General features: G+C 73.0%; 13 protein-coding genes. 9 read left to right on the top strand and 4 right to left on the bottom strand.

All coding sequences use genetic code 11. From position 1 onward, the window contains the following. Positions 1-80: 80 nt before the first annotated feature. Together AB0N03_RS49410 and AB0N03_RS49405 are read right to left on the bottom strand one after the other, a co-directional pair. Positions 81-10,382 (bottom strand): SDR family NAD(P)-dependent oxidoreductase, encoded by a 10,302-nt coding sequence (locus tag AB0N03_RS49410; protein WP_364387973.1) that lies wholly within the window; start codon positions 10,380-10,382, stop codon positions 81-83. Continuing rightward, positions 10,379-11,590 (bottom strand): macrolide family glycosyltransferase, encoded by a 1,212-nt coding sequence (locus AB0N03_RS49405; RefSeq protein WP_364387971.1) that lies wholly within the window; start codon positions 11,588-11,590, stop codon positions 10,379-10,381. The genes AB0N03_RS49410 and AB0N03_RS49405 overlap by 4 nt, the downstream gene beginning before the upstream one ends. Positions 11,591-11,857: 267 nt before the next feature. Between AB0N03_RS49405 and AB0N03_RS49400 the strand changes: the two genes are divergently transcribed. The 4 genes from AB0N03_RS49400 (at position 11,858) to AB0N03_RS49385 (ending at position 17,343) form a co-directional block, all read left to right on the top strand. Beyond that, entirely contained in the window at positions 11,858-13,303 is a 1,446-nt protein-coding gene (locus AB0N03_RS49400) for an NDP-hexose 2,3-dehydratase family protein (RefSeq protein ID WP_364387969.1), read from the top strand. Continuing rightward, complete coding sequence (locus AB0N03_RS49395; protein WP_364387967.1) at positions 13,282-14,298, top strand: Gfo/Idh/MocA family oxidoreductase; 1,017 nt, start codon at positions 13,282-13,284, stop codon at positions 14,296-14,298. The genes AB0N03_RS49400 and AB0N03_RS49395 overlap by 22 nt, the downstream gene beginning before the upstream one ends. Beyond that, positions 14,298-15,086, top strand: a complete 789-nt coding sequence (locus AB0N03_RS49390) for an NAD-dependent epimerase/dehydratase family protein (protein WP_364387965.1) — start codon at positions 14,298-14,300, stop codon at positions 15,084-15,086. The genes AB0N03_RS49395 and AB0N03_RS49390 overlap by 1 nt, the downstream gene beginning before the upstream one ends. 619 nt (positions 15,087-15,705) lie before the next feature. Next, positions 15,706-17,343 (top strand): beta-1,3-glucanase family protein, encoded by a 1,638-nt coding sequence (locus AB0N03_RS49385; protein WP_364387963.1) that lies wholly within the window; start codon positions 15,706-15,708, stop codon positions 17,341-17,343. 279 nt (positions 17,344-17,622) lie between these two features. Here AB0N03_RS49385 and AB0N03_RS49380 read toward each other — a convergent pair whose 3' ends face one another. After that, positions 17,623-17,973: a hypothetical protein gene (locus tag AB0N03_RS49380; protein ID WP_364387961.1), complete on the bottom strand. Its 351-nt coding sequence runs from the start codon at positions 17,971-17,973 to the stop codon at positions 17,623-17,625. 278 nt (positions 17,974-18,251) lie between these two features. Further along, on the bottom strand, positions 18,252-18,629 hold the full coding sequence (locus AB0N03_RS49375) for a hypothetical protein (RefSeq protein ID WP_364387959.1): 378 nt from the start codon (positions 18,627-18,629) through the stop codon (positions 18,252-18,254). A 462-nt stretch (positions 18,630-19,091) separates the two neighbouring features. On the opposite strand from AB0N03_RS49375, the gene AB0N03_RS49370 reads away from it, so the two are divergent. From AB0N03_RS49370 to AB0N03_RS49350, 5 genes are all read left to right on the top strand, one after another. After that, positions 19,092-19,925, top strand: coding sequence for a hypothetical protein (locus tag AB0N03_RS49370; RefSeq protein WP_364387989.1), 834 nt, complete (start codon positions 19,092-19,094; stop codon positions 19,923-19,925). Beyond that, positions 19,922-20,878 carry a polysaccharide deacetylase family protein gene (locus AB0N03_RS49365; RefSeq protein WP_364387957.1) on the top strand — a complete coding sequence of 319 codons (957 nt, stop codon included), beginning with the start codon at positions 19,922-19,924 and terminating at the stop codon, positions 20,876-20,878. Before AB0N03_RS49370 ends, AB0N03_RS49365 begins: the two co-directional genes overlap by 4 nt. After that, positions 20,875-22,113, top strand: a complete 1,239-nt coding sequence (locus AB0N03_RS49360) for an O-antigen ligase family protein (RefSeq protein WP_364387955.1) — start codon at positions 20,875-20,877, stop codon at positions 22,111-22,113. The genes AB0N03_RS49365 and AB0N03_RS49360 overlap by 4 nt, the downstream gene beginning before the upstream one ends. Next, on the top strand, positions 22,088-23,143 hold the full coding sequence (locus AB0N03_RS49355; protein WP_364387953.1) for a glycosyltransferase: 1,056 nt from the start codon (positions 22,088-22,090) through the stop codon (positions 23,141-23,143). Before AB0N03_RS49360 ends, AB0N03_RS49355 begins: the two co-directional genes overlap by 26 nt. Then, on the top strand, positions 23,140-23,782 hold a 643-nt coding region (locus tag AB0N03_RS49350; protein WP_364387951.1), incomplete at its 3' end, for a hypothetical protein. The genes AB0N03_RS49355 and AB0N03_RS49350, both read left to right, overlap by 4 nt.

The raw sequence follows: 23,782 nt of genomic DNA, 5'->3' as shown, positions 1-23,782 counted from the left end.
CCTTAATCCCGTGGGGGGGGTGTTGGGGGGGCGGTCGGGGTGCCGGGGGGGGGGGGGGGCACCAGGACGGCCGCTTCCGTTTACACTTCGTCGGCCCCGAGCGCCATCCGCACCAGATCGTCGACGTCCATATCGCCGAGCCCGTCGTCCTCGGAATCGGCGGAATCCCGCAAAGGGCCGCCGTCCCTCAGCTTCAGCAGCGCCTCCAGCAGCCCCGCCTCGCGGAACCGGGCGACCGGAATGGACGCCAGCGCCGCGCGGATCTCGCGCTCCTCGTCCCCCTCCTCCGAAGCGGCCTGGAGGGACTCCGGGAACAGTTCCTCGCCCACGTAGCCGGCCAGCGCGGCCGGGGTCGGGTAGTCGAAGATCAGCGTCGCCGGCAGGCGGATCCCGCTCGCCGCGCTCAGGCGGTTGCGCAGCTCCACCGCGGTCAGCGAGTCGAAGCCCAGCTCCTTGAACACCCTCAGCGGGTCGACGGTTCCGGCGCCGTAGCCCAGCACCGCCGCCACCTGTGCGCACACCAGGTCCAGCAGCGCCTGGCGCCGGTCGTCGCCGGACGTGCCCGCGAGCCGTTGCCGCAGGTCGGGGCCCGCCTGCGGGGAACCGGCGGCCGTGCGGCGCCGGACGGCGGTCCGGACCACTCCGCGCAGCTGCTCCGGGACCTCGGACGACCCCAGCGCACGGGCGTCGACCAGCATCGGCACCAGCACCGCGTCGGGCGCGCCGAGCGCCGCGTCGAACAGCGCGAGACCCTGATCCGTGGGCAGGGGCGGCAGCCCGGACCGTGCCATGCGCCGCACGTCGGCGTCGGACAGGCTCGCTGTCATACCGCCGGTCGGCAACCACGGGCCCCACGCCAGCGCCAGCGCGGGCAGCCCCGCCGAACGCCGTCGGCGGGCCAAGCCGTCCAGGAAAGCGTTTGCGGCCGCGTAGTTGCCCTGCCCGGGCGCCCCGAGCACGCCCGCGGCCGACGAGAACAGGACGAACGCGGACAAATCGAGGTCTCGCGTCAGTTCGTCCAGGTTGGCCGCCGCGGAAACCTTCGGCCGCAGCACGGTGTCCAGCCGGTCGGGGGTGAGCGTGTCGACGAGCCCGTCGTCGAGCACCCCGGCCGCGTGCACCACCGCGGTCAGCGGGTGCTTCTCCGGCACGTCCGCCAGCAGCGCCGCCAGCGCGTCCCGGTCCGCCGCGTCACACGCGACGACGGTCGTCTCGGCGCCCAGCGAGGACAGCTCGGCCTGCAGCTCCTCGACGCCCTCGGCCGCCGGACCGCGCCGGCTCGCCAGCAGCAGGTGCCGGACGCCGGAATCCGCCAGGTGCCGGGCCAGCACGCGCCCGAGCCCGCCGGTGCCGCCGGTGATCAGCACGGTGCCTTGCGCGTCGAGCGGGGCGGGGACGGTCAGCACGACCTTGCCGACGTGCTTCGCCTGGCTCACGTGCCGGAACGCCGCGGGCGCGCGCCGGACGTCCCAAGCGGTGACGGGGATCGGGGTCAGCACCCCGGCCTCGAACCACTCCAGCAGCCGGTCGAACAGCTCGCGGATCCGGTCGTACCCGGCCTCGACCAGGTCGAACGCCTGGTACCGGACGCCCGGGTGAGCGGCCGCGACGCGCCCGGGGTCGCGCACGTCGGTCTTGCCCATCTCCAGGAAGCGGCCACCGCGCGGCAGCAGCCGCAGCGACGCGTCCACGAAGTCGCCGGCGAGCGAGTCGAGCACGACGTCGACGCCGCGTCCGCCGGTCGCCGCGCGGAACTCGGCTTCGAAATCGAGCGTCCGCGACGACGCGATGTGGTCGGCGGCCAGGCCCGAAGCCCGCAGCGTGTCCCACTTCCCGGCGCTCGCGGTGCCGTACACCTCGGCGCCGAGCTGCCGCGCGAGCTGCACGGCGGCCATGCCGACGCCGCCCGCCGCCGCGTGCACCAGGACGGTCTCGCCGGGCCGCAGATCACCCAGGTCGGTCAGGGCGTAGAGCGCGGTCAGGAACACCACCGGCACCGAAGCGCCCTGCGCGAACGACATCCCGGCGGGCAGCCGGCCGAGCATCCGCTCGTCGACCTCCGCCACCGGCCCGAACGCGCCGCCGAACATGCCCATCACGCGGTCGCCCGGCGCGAACCGGGTGACGCCGGCACCGACGGCCGTGACGACCCCGGCGCCCTCCAGCCCCGGCGGGGTGGCCGGGCCGGGGTACATGCCGAGCGTGTTGAGCACGTCCCGGAAGTTCACGCCGGCCGCGCGCACGGAGATCCGCACGGCTCCCGGCGCCACCGGCTCGGCGAACTCGGGGCACGGCACGACGGTCAGCCCGTCGAGCGTGCCGCGTTCGGCGATGTCAAGCCGCCACTCCCCGGCCGGGACGACCAGCGCGTCCGATTCCTTCATCAGCCGCGCGACCCGGGCCACGCCCGAACGGACCGCGACCTGGTTCTCCCCGGTCGCCAGGGCGAGGGCGGGTTCGGCGGAGCCGTCGGAGTCCACCAGCACGAACCGGCCGGGGTGCTCCGACTGCGCCGAGCGCACCAGGCCCCACACCGCCGCGAGGGCGGGATCGGCCGGTCCGTCGCCGTCTTCGGTGGCGACCGCGCCGGAAGTCAGCAACGCGAGCTTCGCCGCGGCGAAACGATCTTCGGCGAGCCACGTCTGGACGAGCCCGAGCGCGTCGTGCGTCGCCTCCCGCGCGGGCCGCGTCGCGAAGGGAATGACGACGACGTCCGGGACGTCGGTGAGACTGTCGAGCGAGTCGACGACCGTCCACGACGGATCTGTGCCGTCGCCGTCGTAGCCGGGCCAGGTGAGCCGGTACAGCGCGTCCGGCCGGGTCGTGAGCTGGTCCGGGGAGAACTCCCGCAGGGCCAGGGAATCCACAGTGGCCACGGCCCGGCCGGTGGAGTCGGCGATCGTGATCGCGAGGGACTCGGCGCCGGTCTTGGCGAGCCGCACCCGCAGGGCGCGCGCCCCTTCGGCGTGCAGCGACACCCCGCGCCAGGAAAACGGCAGCCTGCCGTTCGGAGCGGGGGCGAACGGCAGGAACGCCGCCGCGTGCAGGACCGCGTCGAGCAGCGCCGGGTGCAGCCCGAACGCACCGTCCGCGGCAGCGGCGTTTTCGGGGAGCTCGACCTCGGCGTAGACGTCCTCGCCGTGCCGCCAGGCCTTCCGCAGGCCCTGGAAGACCGGTCCGTAGCCGAACCCGCTGTCCGCGAGCTGGTCGTAGAGTCCTTCGGTATCAACGGTTTCCGCGCCCGCGGGCGGCCACGCGGCGAGGTCCTCGCCGCGTGCGGGCAGCCCCGGTGTCAGCACGCCACTCGCGTGCAGCGTCCACGGGCTGTCCGGGGCCGCGTCCTCGGGGCGTGAGTGGATGGTCAGCGTGCAGGCCCCGGACTCGTCCGGTGGGCCGGTCAGGACCTGGAGCCGGACACCGCCGGTCTCGGGCAGCACCAGCGGTGCCCCCAGCGTCAGCTCCTCGACCTGCGTGCGGCCGGCGCGGTCGCCCGCGTGGACGGCGAGTTCGACGAACGCCGTCCCGGGGAAGAGCACCGAACCGCCGATGCCGTGGTCGGCGAGCCAGGGGTGGGTCCGCAGCGAGATCCGTCCCGTGCTCAGGACCCCGGCGGACCCGGCCAGTTCGGCGGTGGCGCCGAGGAACGGGTGCGGGCTGGCCGCGAGCCCCGCGGTAGCGACGTCGCCGGTGCGTCCCGCCGTGGGCCAGAACCGGCGGCGCTGGAAGGCATAGGTCGGCAGGTCGACCCGGGTGCCGGCCGGGTTCAGCGCTGCCCAGTCCGGAGAAAAGCCGTGAACGTGGGCTTCCGCCACGGCGGTCAGAAGGGTTTCGACGTCCGGTCGCTTCCGTCGCTGGGTTGCGGTCACGAAGACGGTGTCCTCGACGCAGTCGGAGACCATCGCCGAGAGCACCGCGTCCGGCCCCAGCTCGACGAACCGGGTGACACCGGAGGAGGCGAGCCGGGCGACGCCGTCGGCGAAGCGGACCGCGTCCCGCACGTGCCGGACCCAGTGCTCGGGCGAGCGCAGTTCGGCGGCGGTGGCGAGCCGGCCGGTGACGTTCGAGACCACGCCGATCCGGGGGTCCTGATAGGACAGTCCGGCGGCGACCTCGCGGAACCGCGCGAGCATCGGGTCCATCAGCGGGGAGTGGAACGCGTGGCTGGTGCGCAGCCGCTTGGTCTCCCGGCCCCGCTGGGTGAAGTGCGCGGCGATGCCGAGGACGTCGTCTTCGACGCCGGACACGACGACCGAGGCGGGACCGTTGACGGCGGCGATCCCGGCCGACGCGGTGAGCAGCGGCCGGACCTCCTCTTCGGTCGCACGCAGGGCCACCATCGCGCCGGTCGCGGGCAGCTCCTGCATGAGCCGGCCGCGCGCGGCGACCAGCGTGCAGGCGTCCGCCAGGGTCAGCACGCCCGCGACGTGGGCGGCCGCCAGCTCGCCGATCGAGTGGCCCATGACGAAGTCCGGCGTCAAGCCCCACGACTCCAGCAGGCGGAACAGCGCGACCTCGACCGCGAACAGCGCGGGCTGGGTGAAGCGGGTCTGGTCGAGCTGCGCGCCGCCCTCGGCGATCACTTCCCGCAGCGGGACGTCGAGCTCGGCGTCGAAGAGCGCACAGGCCGCGTCGAAGGCCTCGGCGAACACGGGGAACTCCTCGCGCAGCGCGAGTCCCATGCCCGCGCGCTGGGCGCCCTGGCCGGTGAAGAGGAACGCCGAACGGCCCTCGTCCGAGACGCGGCCGCGCAGGAGTCCGGGGCCTTCGCCGCCCTCGGCCAGCAGTCGCAGGTTCTCGAGGGCGGTGTCCCGGTCGGGCGCGAGCAGGACGGCCCGGTGGTCGAACGCGGCCCGGGTGGCCAGCGCGGAACCGATGCCGTCGAGCCCGTGTTCCGCCACCGGAAGCAGCGCGGCGGCCTGGGCGGCCAGCGCCGCTTCGGTGTGGCCGGACAGGGGCCACAGCGTCGATCTGTCCACAATAGACTTCGACGGCGACTCGGCGGGAGCCTGCTCCAAGACGACGTGCGCGTTGGTGCCGCTGAAGCCGAACGCGGACACCGCGGCCCGGCGTGGCCGTCCCGCCTCGGGCCAGGCGACCGGCTCGGTCAGCAGCCGGACGTTCCCGGCGGTCCAGTCGACGCGCTCCGACGGGACGTCGGCGTGCAGCGTGCGCGGCAGCACCTCGTGGTCGAGGGAGAGGACCATCTTGAGCACGCCGGCAACTCCGGCGGCGGCCTGGGTGTGCCCGAGGTTCGACTTGATCGCGCCGAGCCACAAAGGACGCTCGCGGTCCTGCCCGTAGGTGGCGAGCAGGGCTTGGGCCTCGATCGGGTCGCCGAGCCGCGTGCCGGTGCCGTGCGCCTCCACGGCGTCCACATCGGACGGTGCGAGGCCGGCGTCGGCGAGCGCGGCGAGGATGACGCGTTGCTGCGAAGGGCCGTTCGGGGCGGTGAGACCGTTGCTCGAGCCGTCCTGGTTGACCGCCGAGCCGCGCAGTACCGCCAGCACGCGACGCCCGTTGCGCTGGGCGTCGGAAAGCCGTTCCAGCACCAGGATCCCGGCGCCCTCCGACCAGCCGGTGCCGTCGGCGGCGTCACCGAAGGCCTTGCAGCGGCCGTCTTCGGCCAGCCCGCGCTGCCGGCTGAACTCCACGAACCCGGCGGGAGTCGACATCACGGTGACGCCGCCGGCCAGCGCCAACGAGCACTCGCCCGACCGCAGCGACTGCGCCGCGAGGTGCAGGGCGACCAGCGAAGACGAGCACGCCGTGTCGACCGTGACGGCCGGGCCTTCGAGCCCGAAGGTGTAGGACACCCGGCCGGACAGCACGCTCGCCGCGTTGCCGGTGCCGAGGTGCCCGGCGACATCGTCGGCCGAGTCCCGCAGCAGCGACGAGTAGTCCTGGCCGTTGGTCCCGGCGAAGACGCCGGTCCGGCTGCCGCGCAGTGCCGCCGGGTCGAGGCCCGCGCGTTCGAAGGCCTCCCAAGCGGTCTCGAGCAGCAGCCGCTGCTGCGGGTCCATGGCGACGGCCTCGCGCGGCGACACCTCGAAGAACTCCGGGTCGAACCCGGCCGCGTCGTCGAGGAAGCCGCCTTCCCGCGTGTAGCAGGTGCCGGGGTGGTCGGGGTCCGGGTGGTAGAGCGTGTCGAGGTCCCAGCCGCGGTCGCCGGGGAACGGCGAGATGACGTCGCGGCCGGCTTCGAGGAGCTCCCACAGCTGCTCGGGCGTGGTGACGCCGCCGGGGAACCGGCAGCTCATCGCCACGATCGCGATCGGCTCGTCTCTCGCCCGGGTGGTCGGCTCGGTGGGCTCGAGGTCGGCCGCGCCGAGCAGGTGCTCGGCGAGCGCGCGCGGCGTCGGGTGGTCGAAGATGAGCGTCGAGGGCAGGGTCAGGCCGGTCTCGCGGCCGAGGGCGTTGCGCAGTTCGACCGCGGTCAGCGAGTCGAACCCGAGGTCGGCGAAGGGTCGATCGGCGCGCACGGACGCCGTCGACGAATGCCCGAGCACGGTGGCCACCTGCGCGCGGACGAGGTCGAGGGCGGCGGGCAGCCCGGCCAGGCCGGCCGGCGGGCCGCCACGTTTTCCGGTGAGCCCGCCGAGCAGTGGCCGGGTGCTGTCCAGGTCGTCGACGGCGAAGTCGATCGGCACGACCACCGCGTCGGATCCGGCGATCGCGCGGTCGAACAGCCGCAGCGCGTCGCCGGCGGGCAGCGGCCGGATGCCGCCTTGGCGCAGGCGGGCGACGTCGGCGTCGCTCAGCTGCCCGGTCATCCCGCCGTCGGGGACCCAGGGGCCCCAGGCCAGCGACACCGCGGGCAGCCCGTTCGCTCGCCGGTGCTCGGCGAGTGCGTCGAGGAAAGTGTTGCCCGCCGCGTAGTTGCCCTGCCCCGCGCCGCCGAGAACCCCGGCGGCGGACGAGAACACGACGAACGCGGACAGTCCCTCGGTGAGTTCGTGCAGGTGCCAGGCCGCGTCGAGCTTGGGGCGCAGCACGGCGTCGAGGCGCTCGGGGGTCAGCGAAGAGACGACGCCGTCGTCGAGTACTCCGGCCGCGTGCACCACCGCGTCGAGCGGGCCGACCTCGCCGAGCAACGTGGCGAGGGCTTGCCGGTCGGTGACGTCACACGCGGCGAGGACCACTTCGGCGCCTTCGGCCGCCAGTTCGGCCTCGAGGTCCCGCGCACCCGGCGCGTCCGGTCCACGCCGGCTCACGAGGACGAGCCGGCGCACGTCGTGCTTGCGGACCAGGTGCCGGGCCAGTTCGCCGCCGAGCGAACCGGCGCCACCGGTGATGAGCACGGTCCCTTCGAGACGGACGCCGGGCTCGTCCGAAGTGGACTCGACGAGCCGGGGCACGGTGATTTCGCCGTCGGCGTAGGTGGCTTCCGGCTCCTCCGTGACGAACGCGGCGGGCAGCTCGGCGGCGTCGGCCAGGACGAACCGGCCGGGGTGCTCGGCCTGGGCGGAGCGGACCAGCCCCCGCACCGCGGCACCGGCGAGTCCCCGGGTGACGAAGACCAGCTTGGACTTCGCGTAGCGGCCATCGGAGAGCCAGGTCTGCAGCACTTCCAGGACTTCTCGCACCTGGCCGTGGGCGGAGTCGACGACGTCGCCGTCGGCCTCGCACCGGAAGTAGACCACCGGTGGGATGTCGGAGCCCAGCTCGTGCCAGCCGACGGCCGGGCTGGTGGCGGTCGCCGGAACCCGCTCGACGCGGTACAGCGCACCGGCCGGCTTGACGGCCCGCTGCCCGTCGAGCCAGTAGCGCTCCCGCTGGAAAGCGTACGTCGGCAGGTCGACGACCCGCGCGCCACGGCCGGCGAACACCGCGGCCCAGTCCGGGCTGAACCCGGCGATGTGCAACCGTCCGACGGCTTCGGTGAACGTGCGCACCTCGTCGCGGTCCCGGCGCAGGACCGGGACGACCAGCGCGTCCGGCACGCAGTCCCCGGCCATCGCGGCGGCCGCGCCGCCCGGCCCGGGCGTGACGAACCGGGTCACCCGATTTTCGGCGAGCCAGCGCATCCCGTCGTGGAACCGGACGGTGGCGCGGACGTGCTCGACCCAGTACGCCGCGGAGGCGACGTCCGACGGCTCACCGGTCACATTGGACACCACGGGAATCTTCGGCGCCGCATAGGAAACGGTCTTCGCGACCGCGAGGAAGGCGTCCAGGATCGAGTCCATGTGCGGCGAGTGGAACGCGTGGCTGACCCGCAGCCGCTTCGACCCGGCGAACCGCGCGGCGATCTCCTCGACGGCGTCGACGTCACCGGAGACGACCACGGCCTCGGGCCCGTTGACCGCCGCGATGGCGACGCCCTCGCGGAGCAACGGCCGGACCTCGTCCTCGGTGGCGCGCAGGGCGGCCATCGCCCCCTCCGCCGTCACGGACTGCATGAGGCGAGCACGAGCGGCGACGAGCCGGCACGCGTCTTCGAGTGAGAACACCCCGGCGACGTGCGCGGCGGCCAGCTCGCCGATCGAGTGGCCCATGACGAAGTCCGGGGTCAGTCCCCACGACTCCAGCAGGCGGAAGAGCGCGACCTCCACGGCGAACAGCGCGGGCTGGGTCACCTCGGTGCGGTCCAAGTCGCCGCCGTCGAAGATCAGCTCGCGCAGTCCGGTGAAGCCCGCGCAGATCTCGTCGAAGGCTTCGGCGAAGAGGGGGAAGGCCGCGTACAGCTCGCGACCCATGCCCGGCTGCTGCGCTCCCTGGCCGGCGAACACGAAAGCCGTCTTGCCCGAGGTGGTTTCGCCGACGGACGCCAGCTCGACCAGCCCTTCACGCAACTCTTCGGCCGTCTCCGCCAGCACGAAGGCACGGTGCTCGAACGCCGCCCGCGTGGTGGCCAGCGAATAAGCGACGTCCACGGGCCGGTGGCTGTCTACATGAGACAGTAAACGGGCGGCCTGCTCGCGAAGCGCCTCCGGGCTCTTCGCCGACAGGACCGCGGGCACCAACCCGGCCGAACCTCCGGGCTCAGCGGGTTCGAGTGCGGGTGCCTGCTCGATGATCGTGTGCGCGTTGGTGCCGCTCACGCCGAACGACGAGACCCCGGCGCGGCGCGGCCGCTCGCCCGCCGGCCACGCGACGGCTTCCTGCAGCAGCTCGACCTCACCGGCGTCCCAGTCCACTTCGGACGAGGGCACCTCGGCGTGGAGGGTGCGCGGCAGCAGCTCGTTGCGCAGCGCCATGACCATCTTGATCACGCCGCCGACGCCGGCCGCCGCCTGCGTGTGGCCGAAGTTCGACTTCGCGGAGCCCAGCCACAGCGGCGCCCCGCCCGCGCGTTCACGGCCGTAGGTCGCCAGCAGGGCCTGCGCCTCGATCGGGTCGCCCAGCGTGGTCCCGGTGCCGTGGCCCTCGACGACGTCGACGTCCGCGGTGGACAGCCCGGCGTCGGCGAGCGCGGCGCGGATGACCCGCTGCTGCGAAGGGCCGTTCGGCGCGGTGAGCCCGCTGCTCGCGCCGTCGGAGTTGACGGCCGAGCCGCGCACCACCGCGAGCACCGGGTGGCCGTTGCGGCGCGCGTCGGAAAGCCGTTCCAGGAGCAGGAAACCGGCACCCTCGCCCCAGCCCGTGCCGTCGGCGGCGTCGGCGTAGGAGCGGCACCGGCCGTCCGGCGAAAGACCGCGTTGCCGGCTGAACCCGATGAACGTCACCGGCGTCGACATCACCGCGACACCGCCCGCCAGCGCCAGCGAGCAGTCACCGCGCCGCAGCGCTTGCGCGGCCCAGTGCAGTGCGACCAAAGAAGACGAGCACGCCGTGTCGACGGTGACGGCCGGGCCTTCGAGCCCGAAGGTGTAAGCCACCCGGCCGGAGGCGATGCTGGCGGCACTTCCGTTGCCCACATAGCCTTCGAGGCTCGCGGGCAGGTCGGTCAGGCGCGTGGCGTAGTCGTTGTACATCACCCCGGCGAACACGCCGGTGCTGCTGCCGCGCAGCGACGCCGGGTCGATGCCACCGCGTTCGAAGGCCTCCCAGGCCGTCTCGAGCAGCAGCCGCTGCTGCGGGTCGATCGTCTGCGCCTCGCGCGGGGAGATGCCGAAGAACTCCGGATCGAACTCGTCCGCGTCGTGCAGGAAGCCGCCCTGGCGGGTGTAGCACTTCCCGGCGCGCTCCGGATCGGGGTCGTAGAGCGCGTCGAGGTCCCAGCCGCGGTTGACGGGGAACCCCGAGATCGCGTCGCGGCCCGACGCCACGACGTCCCAGAGGTCCTCCGGCGAGCGGACGCCACCAGGGTAGCGGCAGCTCATCCCCACGATCGCGATCGGCTCGTGCTCCCGGTCCTCCGCGTCGCGCAGCCGCTCGCGCGTCCGGTAGAGGTCCGCGGTGACCTTCTTGAGGTATCCGCGCAGCTTGTCGTCGTCGCTCATACGTTTTCTCCATGGGTGGACCGCACGGCGCGTTCGAGGACGTCCGCCGCCCGTTTCGCGCCCCCGGACGCCTTGATGGCGGCTCGCATCCCGGCGACCTCGGCCGCCACGGCCGCGTCCGCCGCGACGGCCAGGACGGCGTCGCGCACGTCGTCCCCGGTCACGTCGTCGAGCAGCGCGCGGCCCAGCCCCAGCCGCTCGACCTGCTGCGCCGTCACCCGCGCCTCCGGCCGCTGCGGCACGGCGACCACGGGGACGCCGTGGCCGAACGCGTCCATCAGTGAGCCCGTCCCCGCCTGGCAGACGACGACGTCGGTGTGCGGCAGGACCGCGCGGTGGTCGAGCCAGGAGTGCAGCTCGACGTTGTCGGGCATGGCCGCCGCGAGGTCGTCGCCGACGTGCCCGGCGGTGGTCATCACGACCCGCCAGCCGGTGCCCGCGAACGCCTGGCCGCACGCGGTGAAGAACCCGGGGTTGCTGTTGGAGGAGGTGCCCAGCGAGACCAGCACGACGGGGACGTCCTCGGCCGGCGCGGCCCAGCCGTCGGCGGCCGCGCCGTCGTCGCCGGTCGGTCCGACGAACACGAACTCGTCGCCGAAGCACTCCGGGCGGGGCTGGAAAGCGCGGGGCACGAACACTAGGTTCGCCACGACCTCGGCCTCCTCGGTGGGCAGGGCGGCCAGGCCGGATTTCGCGAGCAGCGTCGTGATGCGCTCGCCGCAGGCGGCCAGCACGGGGTGCGCGGGATCGAGCGACGGGCCTTCGAGCTCGGTCTCGCTGCCGTTGAGGGGAACCTCGTCGTTGCCGCCGAACCCGGCGAACAGGCGGACGACCCCGCACCCGGCGCGCCGCGCGACCAGCGCGCCGACGTCGGTGCTCAGCACGTCCTGGACCACGAGGTCCACCGGGCGGTCCGCGAACTCCGGCCACGCGGTGGCGAGCGGGGCGTAGGCCTCGTCGAGGTAGTGCGCGAGGACCTCGGCGAGGTCGTCGGCGGTGTGGACGTCCGGCATCGACTCCGGGAAGGCGGAGGGGTAGGTCAGCACCCGCGCGCCGGTTTCCGCGACCACGCCGGCGAACCGTTCGGCGACCACGTACGACACTTCGTGCCCGCGCGAAAGCAGCTCGCGCACGACCGGCAGCGTCGGCCGGATGTGACCGAAGCCCGGGAAACTGAAGAAGGCGACATGCCCGCCGGAGACGTCCACGCCGGTCACCCTAGGTCGGCCGGGGGCACCCACCGGGCCCTGCACAGGAAATCCGATGATTCGCCTAGTGCTGCGGGGTTCCGGTGCCCGGGCGTGCGATCGTCCCGCGGCTCGAGTGCGGCGGCGCCGGAGGTCCCCCATGACGCATTCGCGACGCCCGGCGCGCGCCCGGAGGAAGCGGCGCCCCGGAAAAGACCAGCATTCCTCCTAGTTTCTCCTCGCTACAAATAGGACATCCCGTCCGCCGGCCACGCGAGGTGAAAATCCATGGAGCGTCACACTGGAACCGGCTTGCTCCGCAAACCGGACGTGACGTTGCCACACCGGCTCGCCAGGTCCGCCGCCGCCACCGACGGGGTCGCGACCCCGAACGCCGTCGTGGCCAAGTGGATCGACGACCGCAACCTCGCCCACCGCCACGAAGTCCGCCGCATCGAGTTCGGCGAGCTCCGGCAGTGGGGTTTCGACCCCGGCTCCGGGAACCTGTGCCACGAAAGCGGTCGCTTCTTCGGCGTCGAAGGGCTGGCGGTCGACACCGACCACGGGCCCGTCACGCACTGGTCGCAGCCGATCATCAACCAGCCGGAAATCGGTATCCTGGGCATCCTCGTCAAGGAGATCGACGGCGTCCTGCACTGCCTGATGCAGGCGAAGTCCGAGCCGGGCAACGTCAACGGCGTCCAGGTCTCGCCGACGGTCCAGGCGACCAAGAGCAACTACACCCGCGTGCACGGCGGACGGCCGGTCCCCTACCTGGACCACTTCCGCGACCCGGACCCGGAAACCGTGCTCGCCGACGTCCTGCAGTCCGAGCAGGGTTCCTGGTTCTACCGCAAGCGCAACCGGAACATGATCGTCGAGGCCGCGGAGTTCGCCGATGAGAGCGACCTGCCCGACGACTTCCGCTGGCTCACCCTCGGCCAGCTCCACGAGCTGCTCAAGCAGGACAACCTGGTCAACATGGACGCCCGCACGGTGCTGTCCTGCATGCCGGCCGGGCTCGAGGGCCACGAGGCCGACGCCGTCAGCGACCTCGCCGCGGCCGTCGCGCGGTCGTCGGCCCAGCCGACCGGCAGCCTCCACACGCGCACCGAGGTGCTCAGCTGGATCACCTCGCGCCAGGCCCAGCACGTCGTGCGCACCAGCCCGCTCCCGCTGGGCGAGGTCGCGAACTGGGTCCGGACCCCGGCCGAGATCTCGCACGAACTCGGCCTGTTCTTCAGCATCATCGCCGTCGACATCACCACCAACGGGCGCGAAGTCGCGCAATGGACCCAGCCGCTGGTCCGGCCGCACGGCGCGGGCGTGGTGGCCCTGCTGGTGAAACGCGTCGACGGAGTCCTGCACGCGCTGCTCAACGCGCGGGTCGAGCCCGGCTACCTCGACGTGGTGGAGCTCGCCCCGACCGTGCAGTGCACCCCGGACAACTACGTGCTCACCCCGCCCGCGGACCGGCCGCCGTTCCTCGACATGGTGCTGGGCAGACGCGACGACCAGGTGCTCTTCTCCGCCCAGCTGTCCGAAGAAGGCGGCCGGTTCCACCACGCGTACAGCGACTACCAGATCATCGAGGTCCCCGCGGACTTCCCGGACGCCGGGCTGCCCGACTTCCGGTGGCTCACCCTGAACCAGCTCAACGAGCTGCTGCGGCACAGCCACTACGTCAACGTGCAGGCCCGCAGCCTGATCGCGTGCCTGCGGGGGCTCCGGTGAGCCGGGCCCTGCGGCTCGGCGCGCTGGGCTGCTCGTCGATCGCCGCGCGGCGCACGCTGCCCGCCGCGGCCGCGGTGGCGGAACTGGCGTTGACCGCCGTCGCGGCCCGCTCGCCGGAGAAGGCCGCGGAGTTCGCCCGCCGCTTCCACGCCACCGCGATGACCTACGACGAGCTGCTGGAGAGCACCGACGTCGACGCCGTGTACGTCTCCCTGCCGACCAGCCTGCATCACGAGTGGGCCAGGAAGGCTTTGCTGGCCGGGAAACACGTACTGTGCGAGAAGCCGCTCACGCTCGACCTCGAGCAGGCCGAAGACCTGGCCGCGTTGGCCACCCGGCAGAACCTGGTGCTGCGCGAGAACTTCACGTTCATCCACCACCCCCAACACATGCGGGTGCGCGAACTGCTCGACGCCGGCCGGCTCGGCGAGCTCCGGACGTTCACCGCCTCGTTCGGCATCCCGCCGCTGCCCGCCGACGACATCCGCTACCAGCCGTCGCTCGGCGGTGGGGCCCTGCTCGACGTCGGGGTCTACCCGCTGCGCGCCGCCCTCTTCCTGCTGGGCCCCGATCTCCGGGTCACCGGCGCCACCCTGCGGTTCGACGAGGGCGGCGTGGACATCGCCGGGCACGCGCTGCTCACCTCGGCGAGCGGGGTCACCGCGTCCCTCGACTTCGGTTTCCAGCACAGCTACCGCTCGCGGTACGAGCTCTGGGGCAGTGCCGCCGCGCTGTCGCTGGACCGCGCCTTCACGCCGCCGCCGGGCCGGCAACCGATACTGCGCATCGAAGAACAGGACCACGTCGAAGAGCTCTGGCTGTCCCCGGCGCACCAGTTCGAGCTGTCCCTGCGCTCGTTCGCCGTCGCCGCGCTGGCCGGGCGCGACGAGTCCGAAGCGGCCTGGCTTTCCTCTTCCGTGGACATCGCGCGGCTCGCCGACGAAGTGTTCTCGAACGCGGCCGGGGTGTCCGACGACCGGGTGGTGACCCCCTGATGGAGATCATCGGAAACGGCTTCATCGCGCACCACACCGCGCAGTACTTCGGCGACCGGTACCCGGACGTCACCCTCATCGCGGCGGGCGTGTCCACGGTGCTCGTCAGCGACGTGTCCGCGTTCCAGCGCGAGTCCACCCTGGTCTACGACGTGATCGAGCGCTGCCGGGCGACCGGCCGCACGGTGATCTTCCTATCCACCGCCTCGACCGGCATGTACGGCGCCGACCAGTCGGTCGGCAGCGAGGGCGGCGCGGTCTTCCCGCTCACCCCCTACGGCCGGCACAAGCTGTGCCTCGAACACGTCTGCGCGCTGTCCGGCGCGCGGTGGCTCGTCCTGCGGCTGTCCCACATCGTCGGGCCCGGCCAGGCGTCGCACCAGCTGCTGCCGTCCCTGACGCGCCAGGTGCTCTCGGGCTCGGTCACGCTGCACTCCGGGGTCTCCCGCGACCTGCTCGACGTCGGCGACATGATGCGGATGATCGACTCGCTGCTCGGCCAGGGCATCCGGGACGAGGTCGTCAACGTGGCGTCGGGCCGGTCCGAGGCCATCGAGGACATCGTCGACGGGCTGGAAGAGCGGCTCGGCACGCGGGCCGAGCGCAAGCTGGTGGACATGCCGGCCAAGCGCGGCGAGGTGCGGATCGAGAAGCTGCGGTCCCTGGTCACGGGGTTCGACGACTTCGGCATCGGCCCCGGCTACCTGAAGCTGCTGCTGGACCGCAACGTCGACGAGCTGGCCGAGAACGCCCGCCGTCACCTCGAGGCGGCGGCCGTCAGCGCCTGAGCGCCTCTGTCCCCTGTGGACGGTTCGTCCCGTCCTTCTTCGTGGAAGCGGCACGACGTCCGGCGCACCGTACTGGGGGCTGGGCGCACCGGACGTCGTACCTCGCAGGCGGGAGGGGGGAGTGCTCCCGCCGGGTCTTCGGCCGCGCCCGCTCAGGGCGGCGTGGCGCGGGAGGAGTCCGGCTCGTCACCGCGCGCCCGCGCGACGCCGCCGCCGTCCGCGAGTTCGATCATCGGTTTCCCCCTCCCGCTCGGGCGCGCCCGAGCGGCGCCCCCGGTGATCAGCTAACCGGCCCGGGTCGTGCCACGGCTAGCGGAAAAGGTCGCTGACCGTGACAACCTAAGTTGATCGTTCTCCGGATGAGTAGTCCACGAATGGAGTAGGAAGCATCTCCCGAATTGCGCTCCCCCGTGTTTCGGGCGGACATTCCCGCGGCGGAAGAATGCCATTGCTCCGAATGCCGCACCCGGTACGCGAGGGCAGGCTCGGCGGCCGCTCGTACCACATCCGACCTGGTGGTATTGACCACGCGGGCGGCGCGTACCTAGCGTTCGGCGACCCCACCCCCGCGGACACGTGCCGCCGCCACGCACGTCGCCGCCCTCCCCGAGGAGGCGCCATGTTGTCCAGGCGTACCTTCGTCACCGCGGGCCTCGCCGCCGCGGTGACCAGCGCGCCGCTGTGGTCGGCCGTCACCGCGCCGAAAGCGCGGGCCGCGGCGGCACTGCCGTTGACGCTGAAGAACAATTCCGGCACCGGAACCGTCTACGCCTACGTCAGCGGGGCGGACAGTTCCGGCTGGCCCGGTTTCGTCACAGCCGACGGCCAGTTCCACCGGCTGTCCAACCCGTCCTCGCCGGTGACGCCGATCCCGGACTACGCCATCCCGCTGGGCGGCTCCGGGTCGCAGGTCACCGTGACGCTGCACGACTACATCATCGGCGGGCGGGTCTGGTTCTCGGCGGACAAGAGAATCCAGTTCTTCGTCAACCCGGGCCCTGGTCTGGTCCAGCCGGGCTTCACCAGTTCGGACCCGAACTGGCAGACGAACTGGACGTTCTGCGAGTTCACCTACAACAGCGCGAACCTCTACGCGAACATCAGCTACGTCGACATGGTGGCGCTGCCGGTGTCGATGGCCACCACGGGAGCGGCCGGCGCGCAGTCGGTCAGCCCGTTGCCCGACGGCGCGCTCGCGGCGATCGCGGACGGGCTGCGCGCCCAGCACAACACCGACGGGGCGCCGTGGGACCAGCTGGTCGTCACCGACGCCTCGGGCAAGGTGGTGCGGGCGCTCGCGCCGGGCCACTCCCCCACGGACTTCGGGGGCTACTGGACGAACTACCTGAACGCGGTCTGGGACCACTACCGCTCGACGCCGTTGACGATCAACGGCCAGGGCAGCATCGGCGCCTACACGGGCACGGTCAGCGGCGACACGATCGTGTTCGGCGGCCTGAACACCAACGGCGTGCCGTTCACCAAGCCGAGCGCGATCGACATCTTCGGCTGCGCGAGCGGGCCGCTGTACAACTCCGGCGGGGACGCGCGCGGCGCGATCGCCGCGCGCCTCGCCGCCGCGCTCAACCGCAGCAGCCTGCTCGTCGCCGGCGGCAACAACCAGCCCGACGGCGTCCCGCCCGCCCAGTACTACAAGGACCCCACGACGAACCACTACGCGCGGCTGGTCCACCAGCACGCGACGATCGGCTACGCCTTCCCGTACGACGACGTCGGCCCGACGGGTGCCCAGCCGGTCGACGGCCACCTCCAGGACCCCGCGCCGACGTCGTGGACGGTCGCACTGGGCCCGGGCGCGGGCGGCGGCACGACGCCCCCGACCGGTGGCGGTGTGAGCGCGTACTCCACGATCCAGGCGGAGTCCTTCAGCGCCCAGAGCGGCACGCAGAACGAGGCCTGCAGCGAAGGCGGCACCGACGTCGGCTGGATCGCCGGCGGTGACTGGCTGAAGTACAGCGGCATCGACTTCGGGTCGAGCTCACCGCGCCAGTTCGTCGCCCGCCTGGCATCGGGTGCGGCGGCCGGGGTGAGCGGCGCGATCCTGGCCCGCCTGGACAGCACATCGGGCCCGGTGCTCGCGGAGATCGACTTCGGCGGCAACGGCGGCTGGCAGCAGTGGCAGACGGTGCCGGCGAACATCGCCGGATCGGCGACGGGAGTGCACGACGTCTACCTGACGTTCGGGGGCGGCTCGTCGGACTTCGTGAACATCAACTGGTTCACCTTCACGCGGTGACGTCCGGAGGTCACCCAATTCGTACAGGTGTTCAGGCGGCAACCACCCGAAATCGAGCGAACAAACCGCGGCCGGGCAAGTAGAATCAGAACCACGGTGCCGACTCCTACCACTTCGGGGAATCAGACATCGCAGGAACCGGCGAGGCCGAACCCCAGCCGCAGCCGGGCGACGCAGGACCTCGCCGGTTCCTTCTAAACTTCAAGAACAGAAAAAACGCACACATGCGAAAGCCGCCGCACCGGGAAACCGGGCGGCGGCTTTTCGGTTTTGCGGCGATCAGTCGCCCTGAACGGTCCCGCCGTCCTCGGTGCCGCCACCGGCGCAGTTGTACGGCGACGCACCGTCGGCCTCGTGCTCACCCGGCGAAAGCACCGGCACGTCGATGCCCTGGGCCACGTCCCGCACCGGGACCTGGACCCCGAGCACGTTGACGTTGTCGTCGCAGACACTGCCGACGACGTTCAGGCTGTGCACCGCGTCGAGGTTGTGCACGTTCGCGAGGCCCAGCTGGCTGTTGTGGTCGACCGGGTGGCCGGCGACGTCGATGCTGGTGGCGGAGGCAGAACCGCCGAACGCGGCCAAGCCGGCGGCGAGGGCGGTGGCGACGAATCCGAGCTGCTTGATCATGAAAGAAGACTCCTGGGCTGCCCGCCTGAAGTGCGGTTGCACGGCGGCTTTGTCTTGGTGGATCGAACTTTTTCGCCGGGTGGGGCCGGCACGCGGTACAGCGTCGCGACCGGCCCCACCCGCGCCGGCGTCGCGGGGGTTCCTCCGCGTACCCGGACAAGGAACGGGAGTGTGCGATTGCTCCGGGTCCGGGTAGACGTCGTCACCCCGCGCGAGGCACCGGAATCCGTGCCGCAGCCGGCTTCCGTACACACAACGGGCGGCTCGGCACGGACAACTCAGTTGTGCTGGCTGGTGCCACCGTCGGCCACGCCACCCGAGGCGCAGTTGTACGGCGACTCGCCACTGGCCTCGCTCTCGCCCGGCGACAGGACCGGCACGCCGATGCCGTTCAGCGAGTCGTGCACCGGCACCTGCACGCCGAGCACGTTGACGTCGTTGCCGCAGAACCCGACCGTGCCGTTGACGTTGTGCAGGACGTCGGTGTTGTTCAGGTTGACCAGGCCGACCTGGCCGGTGTAGTCGTAACCCTGGTAGCCGTGGTGGCCGTGGTGGTGCCCGTGGTCCTCGTCCGGCGTTCCGGCGGCCGCGATCCCGCCGGTCACGAACGCGCCCGCCGCCATCGCGGCCGCGACGAAACCGATCTTCTTCAGCATGGGATGACTCCTCGATTTGATGGTGAGTTCGGCCGTCGCGGCAAAATAAAGGTGTGTGTTCCGCTTCGGTGGGGAGAACGTACTGAGGCCGCGCAATGCGTTCCAGCCGGGTAACCGATCGTGTGGGGTGCGCGAGCCGCTGACCGGGTTTCGTTACCTCGAACGGGTCATCAGACGACGACGAAAGGCAATCTGGCGAAGATCCGGTTCCCCGGTGCCGGCAACCGGCGCCGCGGTCCTCGCACCTCCATTACAGAACGTGGCAGGACTGCGCTCAACTTCTTTCCCATCACGCTTTAGAGCTTCATTATCCCGTCAATCCCGTTCCGCTGTGTCACAGAACTGCGGAACCGATCCTTCGAACGAGAACCCGCCCGGCCGTTCCTACGCTTCGACGCGGGCACCCCCGCCCGGTTGTCGGCCGGAACCCGTCCGCGGTGCCCGGCAAGGGAGTCGTTCGTGATGGATTACGCAGTGCTCGTGGCGTCCGCGGTGCTCTACGCGGTCGGGATCGTCGCCCAGAGCGTCGCCGCCCGCCGGGCCGGGAACCGGCCGGGTGCCGGGCTGGGGCTGCTGGCCCGGCTGGCCACCGACCGGCTGTACCTCGTCGGCTTCGCCGGTCAGGCCGGCGGTTTCGCCCTCGCGTTCTTCGCACGCGCTTCGTTGCCGCTGTACCTGGTCCAGACCGCGTCGTCCTCGGCGATCGGCCTGGCCACGGTGTTCGGCGTCGTCGTCCTGGGGTGGCGGATCCGCGCCGGCGAAGCCGCGACGCTGGTACTGCTGGCTTTCGGGCTCGTCGTGCTGGCCGGGTCGTCCGCGGCTTCGGTGGCCACGGACCTCCGGCCCGCCGGCACCGCGACGCTCGCCGTCGTCGTGCTCGGGATCGGGCTGGCCATGATCCCCGCCGCGCGAAGCGGCACGTTCCTGCCGGCCGCGGTCCTGTCCGGCGTGGCGTTCGCGGTCGTGGCGATCGCGAGCCGCACCCTCGCCCACCAGGATCTCCTTGCCCTGCCGGGAAATCCCCTGACCTGGCTGATGGTGGTCACCGCCGTGCTCGGCCAGGCTTCGATGGCCGTCGCCCTGCAGCGCGGGTCGGCGGCGGCCGTCGTCGCCACGGCGGACGCCACCACGATCGTGCTGGCGTCGGTCACCGGCATCACCGTCCTCGGCGACCACGTCCTCGGCGGCCGCGGCCCGTGGGTCGCCCTCGGCCTCGCCGTGGTCGTGGGCGGCGTCCTCCTGCTCGGCGCGCAGTCACGCACCGGCGCGGCCGGGCTCGCCCGGGAGGTCGCGTGAAGCCTCGGCTCGCGAGCGTTTCGGTCGACCTCGACAACCTCTGGGCCTACCTCAAGACCCACGGCGACCCCGGCTGGCGGGACCACCCCAGCTTCCTGCCCACCGCGGTGCCGCGGCTGCTGGAGATCCTCGGCGAGCAGCGGCTCACGACGACGGTGTTCGCGGTGGGCGCCGACGTCGTCCGCGAGGACGGCGCCAAGGCGGTCGCCGAGATCGCCGCGGCGGGCCACGAGGTGGCCAACCACTCGTTCGGCCACGAACCCTGGCTGCACCGCTACTCCCGCGACCGGCTCGAGGCCGAGCTGAGCCGGACCGAGGAGGCGATCGTCGCCGCCGGCGCGCCGCGGCCGAGCGGGTTCCGCGGTCCCGGCTACAGCGTCACGCGCGACCTGATCGAGCTGCTCGCCGAACGGGGGTACGCCTACGACGCCAGCACCCTGCCGACCTGGATCGGCCCGCTGGCCCGCGCGTACCACAACCGCACCGCGCCCGCGGGAGCCTCGAACGAACTGTTCGGCGGCTTCTCGCGGGTCCTGGCGCCGGTGCACGCCTACCGGTGGCGCACCTGCGACGGCAGCGGGCTCGTGGAACTCCCGGTGACGACGATGCCGGTGCTCCGCACGCCGATCCACTGCTCGTACCTCCTGCAGCTGCACGAGATCTCCCCGAGGCTGGCCCGCGGCTACTTCCGCACCGCGCTGCGGCTCTGTCTCGCGCGCGGAGTCTCCCCCTCACTGCTGGTGCACCCCACCGACGTCCTGGGGGGAGCCGAGGCGCCCGGCATGGAGTTCTTCCCCGGCATGGCCGCGCCGGGCAGCCGGAAGGTGGCGTGGCTGGGCTGGGTGCTGGCCACGCTGCGCGAGCACTTCGACGTCGTCGGCACCGGCGAGTACGTCCGCCGCGCGGACGTCCGGCGCACCCGTCCCGTCACGCGGCTGGACACCGGGAGGTGACCGCGTTCGCCCTCGTCGTGCCCGCCCGCGACGGCACGCGGGAAGTGACGCTGCTGCGGGTCCTCGCGTGCGCCACCGTCGCGCTCGCGCCGGTCGAGGGCTACCTGACGGCGGCGCAGGGCCAGCTCGGCAAGGCCGCACCCGCCCTGCTGACGCTGACCTGGCTCGCGGTGCGGATCCGGCAGCGGCGGCTCCCGCGGCCGACGCCGTTGCACGCGGTGCTCGCCTCGCTCGCCGTGGTGCTGGCGGTGACGGCGGCGCTGCACTCGAGCGGCCCGTTCACCGCGGAGTACACCGTGCGGTGGTTGCCCTTCCTGGTCGTCACGGCGGTGCTCGCCGACGTCGCGAGCGACGAGGTGCCGATCCGGTGGCTGCTGCTGGCCGCGGCGACCGGCGCCACGGTCGCCGGCGCGGGCGCTCTGTACAGCCTGATCGTCGAGGGCCAGGCCCGCGCGAGCGGCCCGCAACCGGACCCGAACGACCTGGCCTACTTCCTGGTCGCGGCGGTGCCCCTGCTCGCGGCACTGAGCCACCGGCGCTGGAGACTCGCCTCGGCCGCCGCCGGGATCGTTTTGGTCGTCGGCGCCTCGGCGACGTTCTCCCGCGGCGGCGCGCTGGGCCTGGCCGCCGCGGCCGGCTGGCTGCTGCTGCGCCGGGTGGTGCCGTGGCGGGTGCTGGCCTCCGCGGCCGCGGCGGTCGTCGTGCTGGCCCTGGGCGCGTTGCTGGTCGCCGGACCGCAGATCGACCGCGCCGTGCGGGAGAAGAGCTTCATCGCCGCGTCCAATGTGGACACGCGCGAGCTGCGCTGGCAGGCGGCCGCCCGGATGCTGACCGCCCACCCGGTGCTCGGCGTCGGCCCCGGCGGGTTCCGCGAGCACTACGCCGCCGAGTCGCACGACGCCGAGGTCGACGAGCAGACGCCGGTGGCGCACAACATGTACCTCGAGGTCGCCGCCGAGCTCGGGCTGCCGGGGTTCGCCCTGTTCGCCGGCGTGCTCGGCGTCGCCGCGGTGGCGAGCGAGCGGACGGTCCGCGCGGCCGGGCCGGGTCCACGGCGGACGGAAGCGGTCGCGATCCAGGCGTCCCTGCTCGCCGTGCTGGTGACCTCGACGTTCCTGTCCGAGCAGTACTACCTGCCGTTGTGGTCGCTGGCCGCGCTCGCCGTCGCGGCCGAGACCCGGATTCGCCGAGAAGGAGAGGGAAGCGCCGATGCGGGTGCTGCACGTGATCAGTGAGATGGGGTCCGGTGGAGCGGAAACGCTCGTGGCCGGGATGGTGAGCCGGGGCGAGGAGTACGGCTGGACCTCCGCGGTCGCCTGCGCCGGCGGTTTCCGCGCCGACGCTCTGGCCGCGGCCGGCACGCCGGTGTTCCCCGTCCCGCTCGCCCGCCGCAGCAAGGCGGGCGTGCTGAAGGCGGCGTGGGCGACCCGCCGCGCGGTCGCGCGGTTCCGGCCCGACGTCGTGCTGGCCCACAACGTCGGCGCGAGCCTGGTGGCCCGGCTGGCGGTCCTGCCCCGGCGCCGGCCCGTGCTGAGCGTCTTCCACGGCGTCGCCGCGGACGACTACCCCGCCGCCGCCCGGATCCTGCGCCGCACGGCGGACAACGTGGTCGCGGTCTCCCCCGCCACCGCGGACCGGCTCGCCGAGGCGGGCCTCGACCGGCCGGTGGTGATCCGCAACGCCGTGTTCGCGAGGCCGCCGGTGTTCGGGCGCGCGGAGGTGCGCGCGTCCCTCGGTGTCCCGGAGCGGACGCCGGTCGCGCTCTGCCTCGCGCGGCTGGAGCCGCAGAAGCGCCACGACGTGCTGCTGGACGCCTGGGCCGCGGTCGAGGGCGACGCCGTGCTGTGGCTGGCGGGGGACGGCAGCCTGCGCGCGGACCTCGAGCGGCGCGCCGAAGCGCTGGGGCGCCGGGTCGAGTTCCTCGGCACCCGGGCGGACGTGCCCGACCTGCTCGCGGCCGCGGACGTCACCGTCCTCACCAGCGACTGGGAGGGACTGCCGCTCGCGGTGCTCGAGTCGATGGCGGCGGGCCGGCCGGTGGTCGCCACCGACGTCGGCGGGGTCGGCGAGGTCTTGGCGGACGGCGGCGGCCTGCTGGTGCCGCCCGGTGACCCGGCGGCGACGGCCGAAGCGCTGAGCACGCTGCTGTTCGACGCGGCGGCGCGGGAGGCCCCCGCGACCCGGGCGCTCGCCGTCGTCGAACGGGACCACGGCTCCCACGCGCTGATGAAGTCCTACGACGAACTGCTCCGAGGTGCCCGGTGACCGATCTGTTGAGGCGCGTTCCGCGCACCGCCGCGCTGAGCGTCGCCGTGGCGGTGCTGGCCGGCACGCTCGTGCTGATCATCGGCCTCACGCGCGACGCCGGGTACCAGGGCCGGGTGAGCCTGCTCGCCGGTCCCGTCGCGGCGGACGGCGCGGCGCCGCAGTACGGCGAAGTCGTCTCGCTGGCCTTGCCCGCGCTGGTCGAACTGGCCCGCAGCCCGTCGGTGCTGCGGGCGGCGGCTCCGGCGTCCGGCTACCCCGCCGACGAACTCGGCGAGCACGTGTCCGTCGAGCTGGTGCCGGCGTCCGGTCTCGCGCGCCTCTCGGTCGTGGCGTCTTCGGCGGAGCAGGCCGGCGCGACCGCGACGGCGCTGGGCCGGGCGATGATCGACGCCGACCTGCTCGCGCCGGTGGGCAAGCTGCGGACGCTGGACCCGCGGCCCGAAGTGATCGCGGTGACCCCGGACGCCCCGCTGACGACCGGGCTGGCCCTGGTCGCCGCGGTCGCGGCCGGCCTGGCGACGGCCGCCGTCCGGCGGGTCTCCCCGGCCGGCGGGACGGGCTCGCTGCGCCGGGCCCTGGCCGCGGCGGGCCGCCACCGGCCGGTGGCGGTCCTGCGGGGTGTCGATGCGGCGGCCG

Source organism: Amycolatopsis sp. NPDC051061, assembly GCF_040682935.1.
GTDB lineage: Bacteria > Actinomycetota > Actinomycetes > Mycobacteriales > Pseudonocardiaceae > Amycolatopsis.
The sequence above is the reverse complement of the archived record's forward strand: the minus strand, read 5'-3'. Positions and strand labels throughout refer to the sequence as shown.

Excerpts from the sequence above, each read along its gene's own strand:
- AB0N03_RS49410 (WP_364387973.1), bottom strand. The coding sequence starts at position 10,382 with ATGAGCGACGACGACAAGCTGCGCGGATACCTCAAGAAGGTCACCGCG.
- AB0N03_RS49400 (WP_364387969.1), top strand. The coding sequence starts at position 11,858 with ATGGAGCGTCACACTGGAACCGGCTTGCTCCGCAAACCGGACGTGACG.
- AB0N03_RS49390 (WP_364387965.1), top strand. The coding sequence starts at position 14,298 with ATGGAGATCATCGGAAACGGCTTCATCGCGCACCACACCGCGCAGTAC.
- AB0N03_RS49385 (WP_364387963.1), top strand. The coding sequence starts at position 15,706 with ATGTTGTCCAGGCGTACCTTCGTCACCGCGGGCCTCGCCGCCGCGGTG.
- AB0N03_RS49380 (WP_364387961.1), bottom strand. The coding sequence starts at position 17,973 with ATGATCAAGCAGCTCGGATTCGTCGCCACCGCCCTCGCCGCCGGCTTG.
- AB0N03_RS49375 (WP_364387959.1), bottom strand. The coding sequence starts at position 18,629 with ATGCTGAAGAAGATCGGTTTCGTCGCGGCCGCGATGGCGGCGGGCGCG.
- AB0N03_RS49370 (WP_364387989.1), top strand. The coding sequence starts at position 19,092 with ATGGATTACGCAGTGCTCGTGGCGTCCGCGGTGCTCTACGCGGTCGGG.
- AB0N03_RS49355 (WP_364387953.1), top strand. The coding sequence starts at position 22,088 with ATGCGGGTGCTGCACGTGATCAGTGAGATGGGGTCCGGTGGAGCGGAA.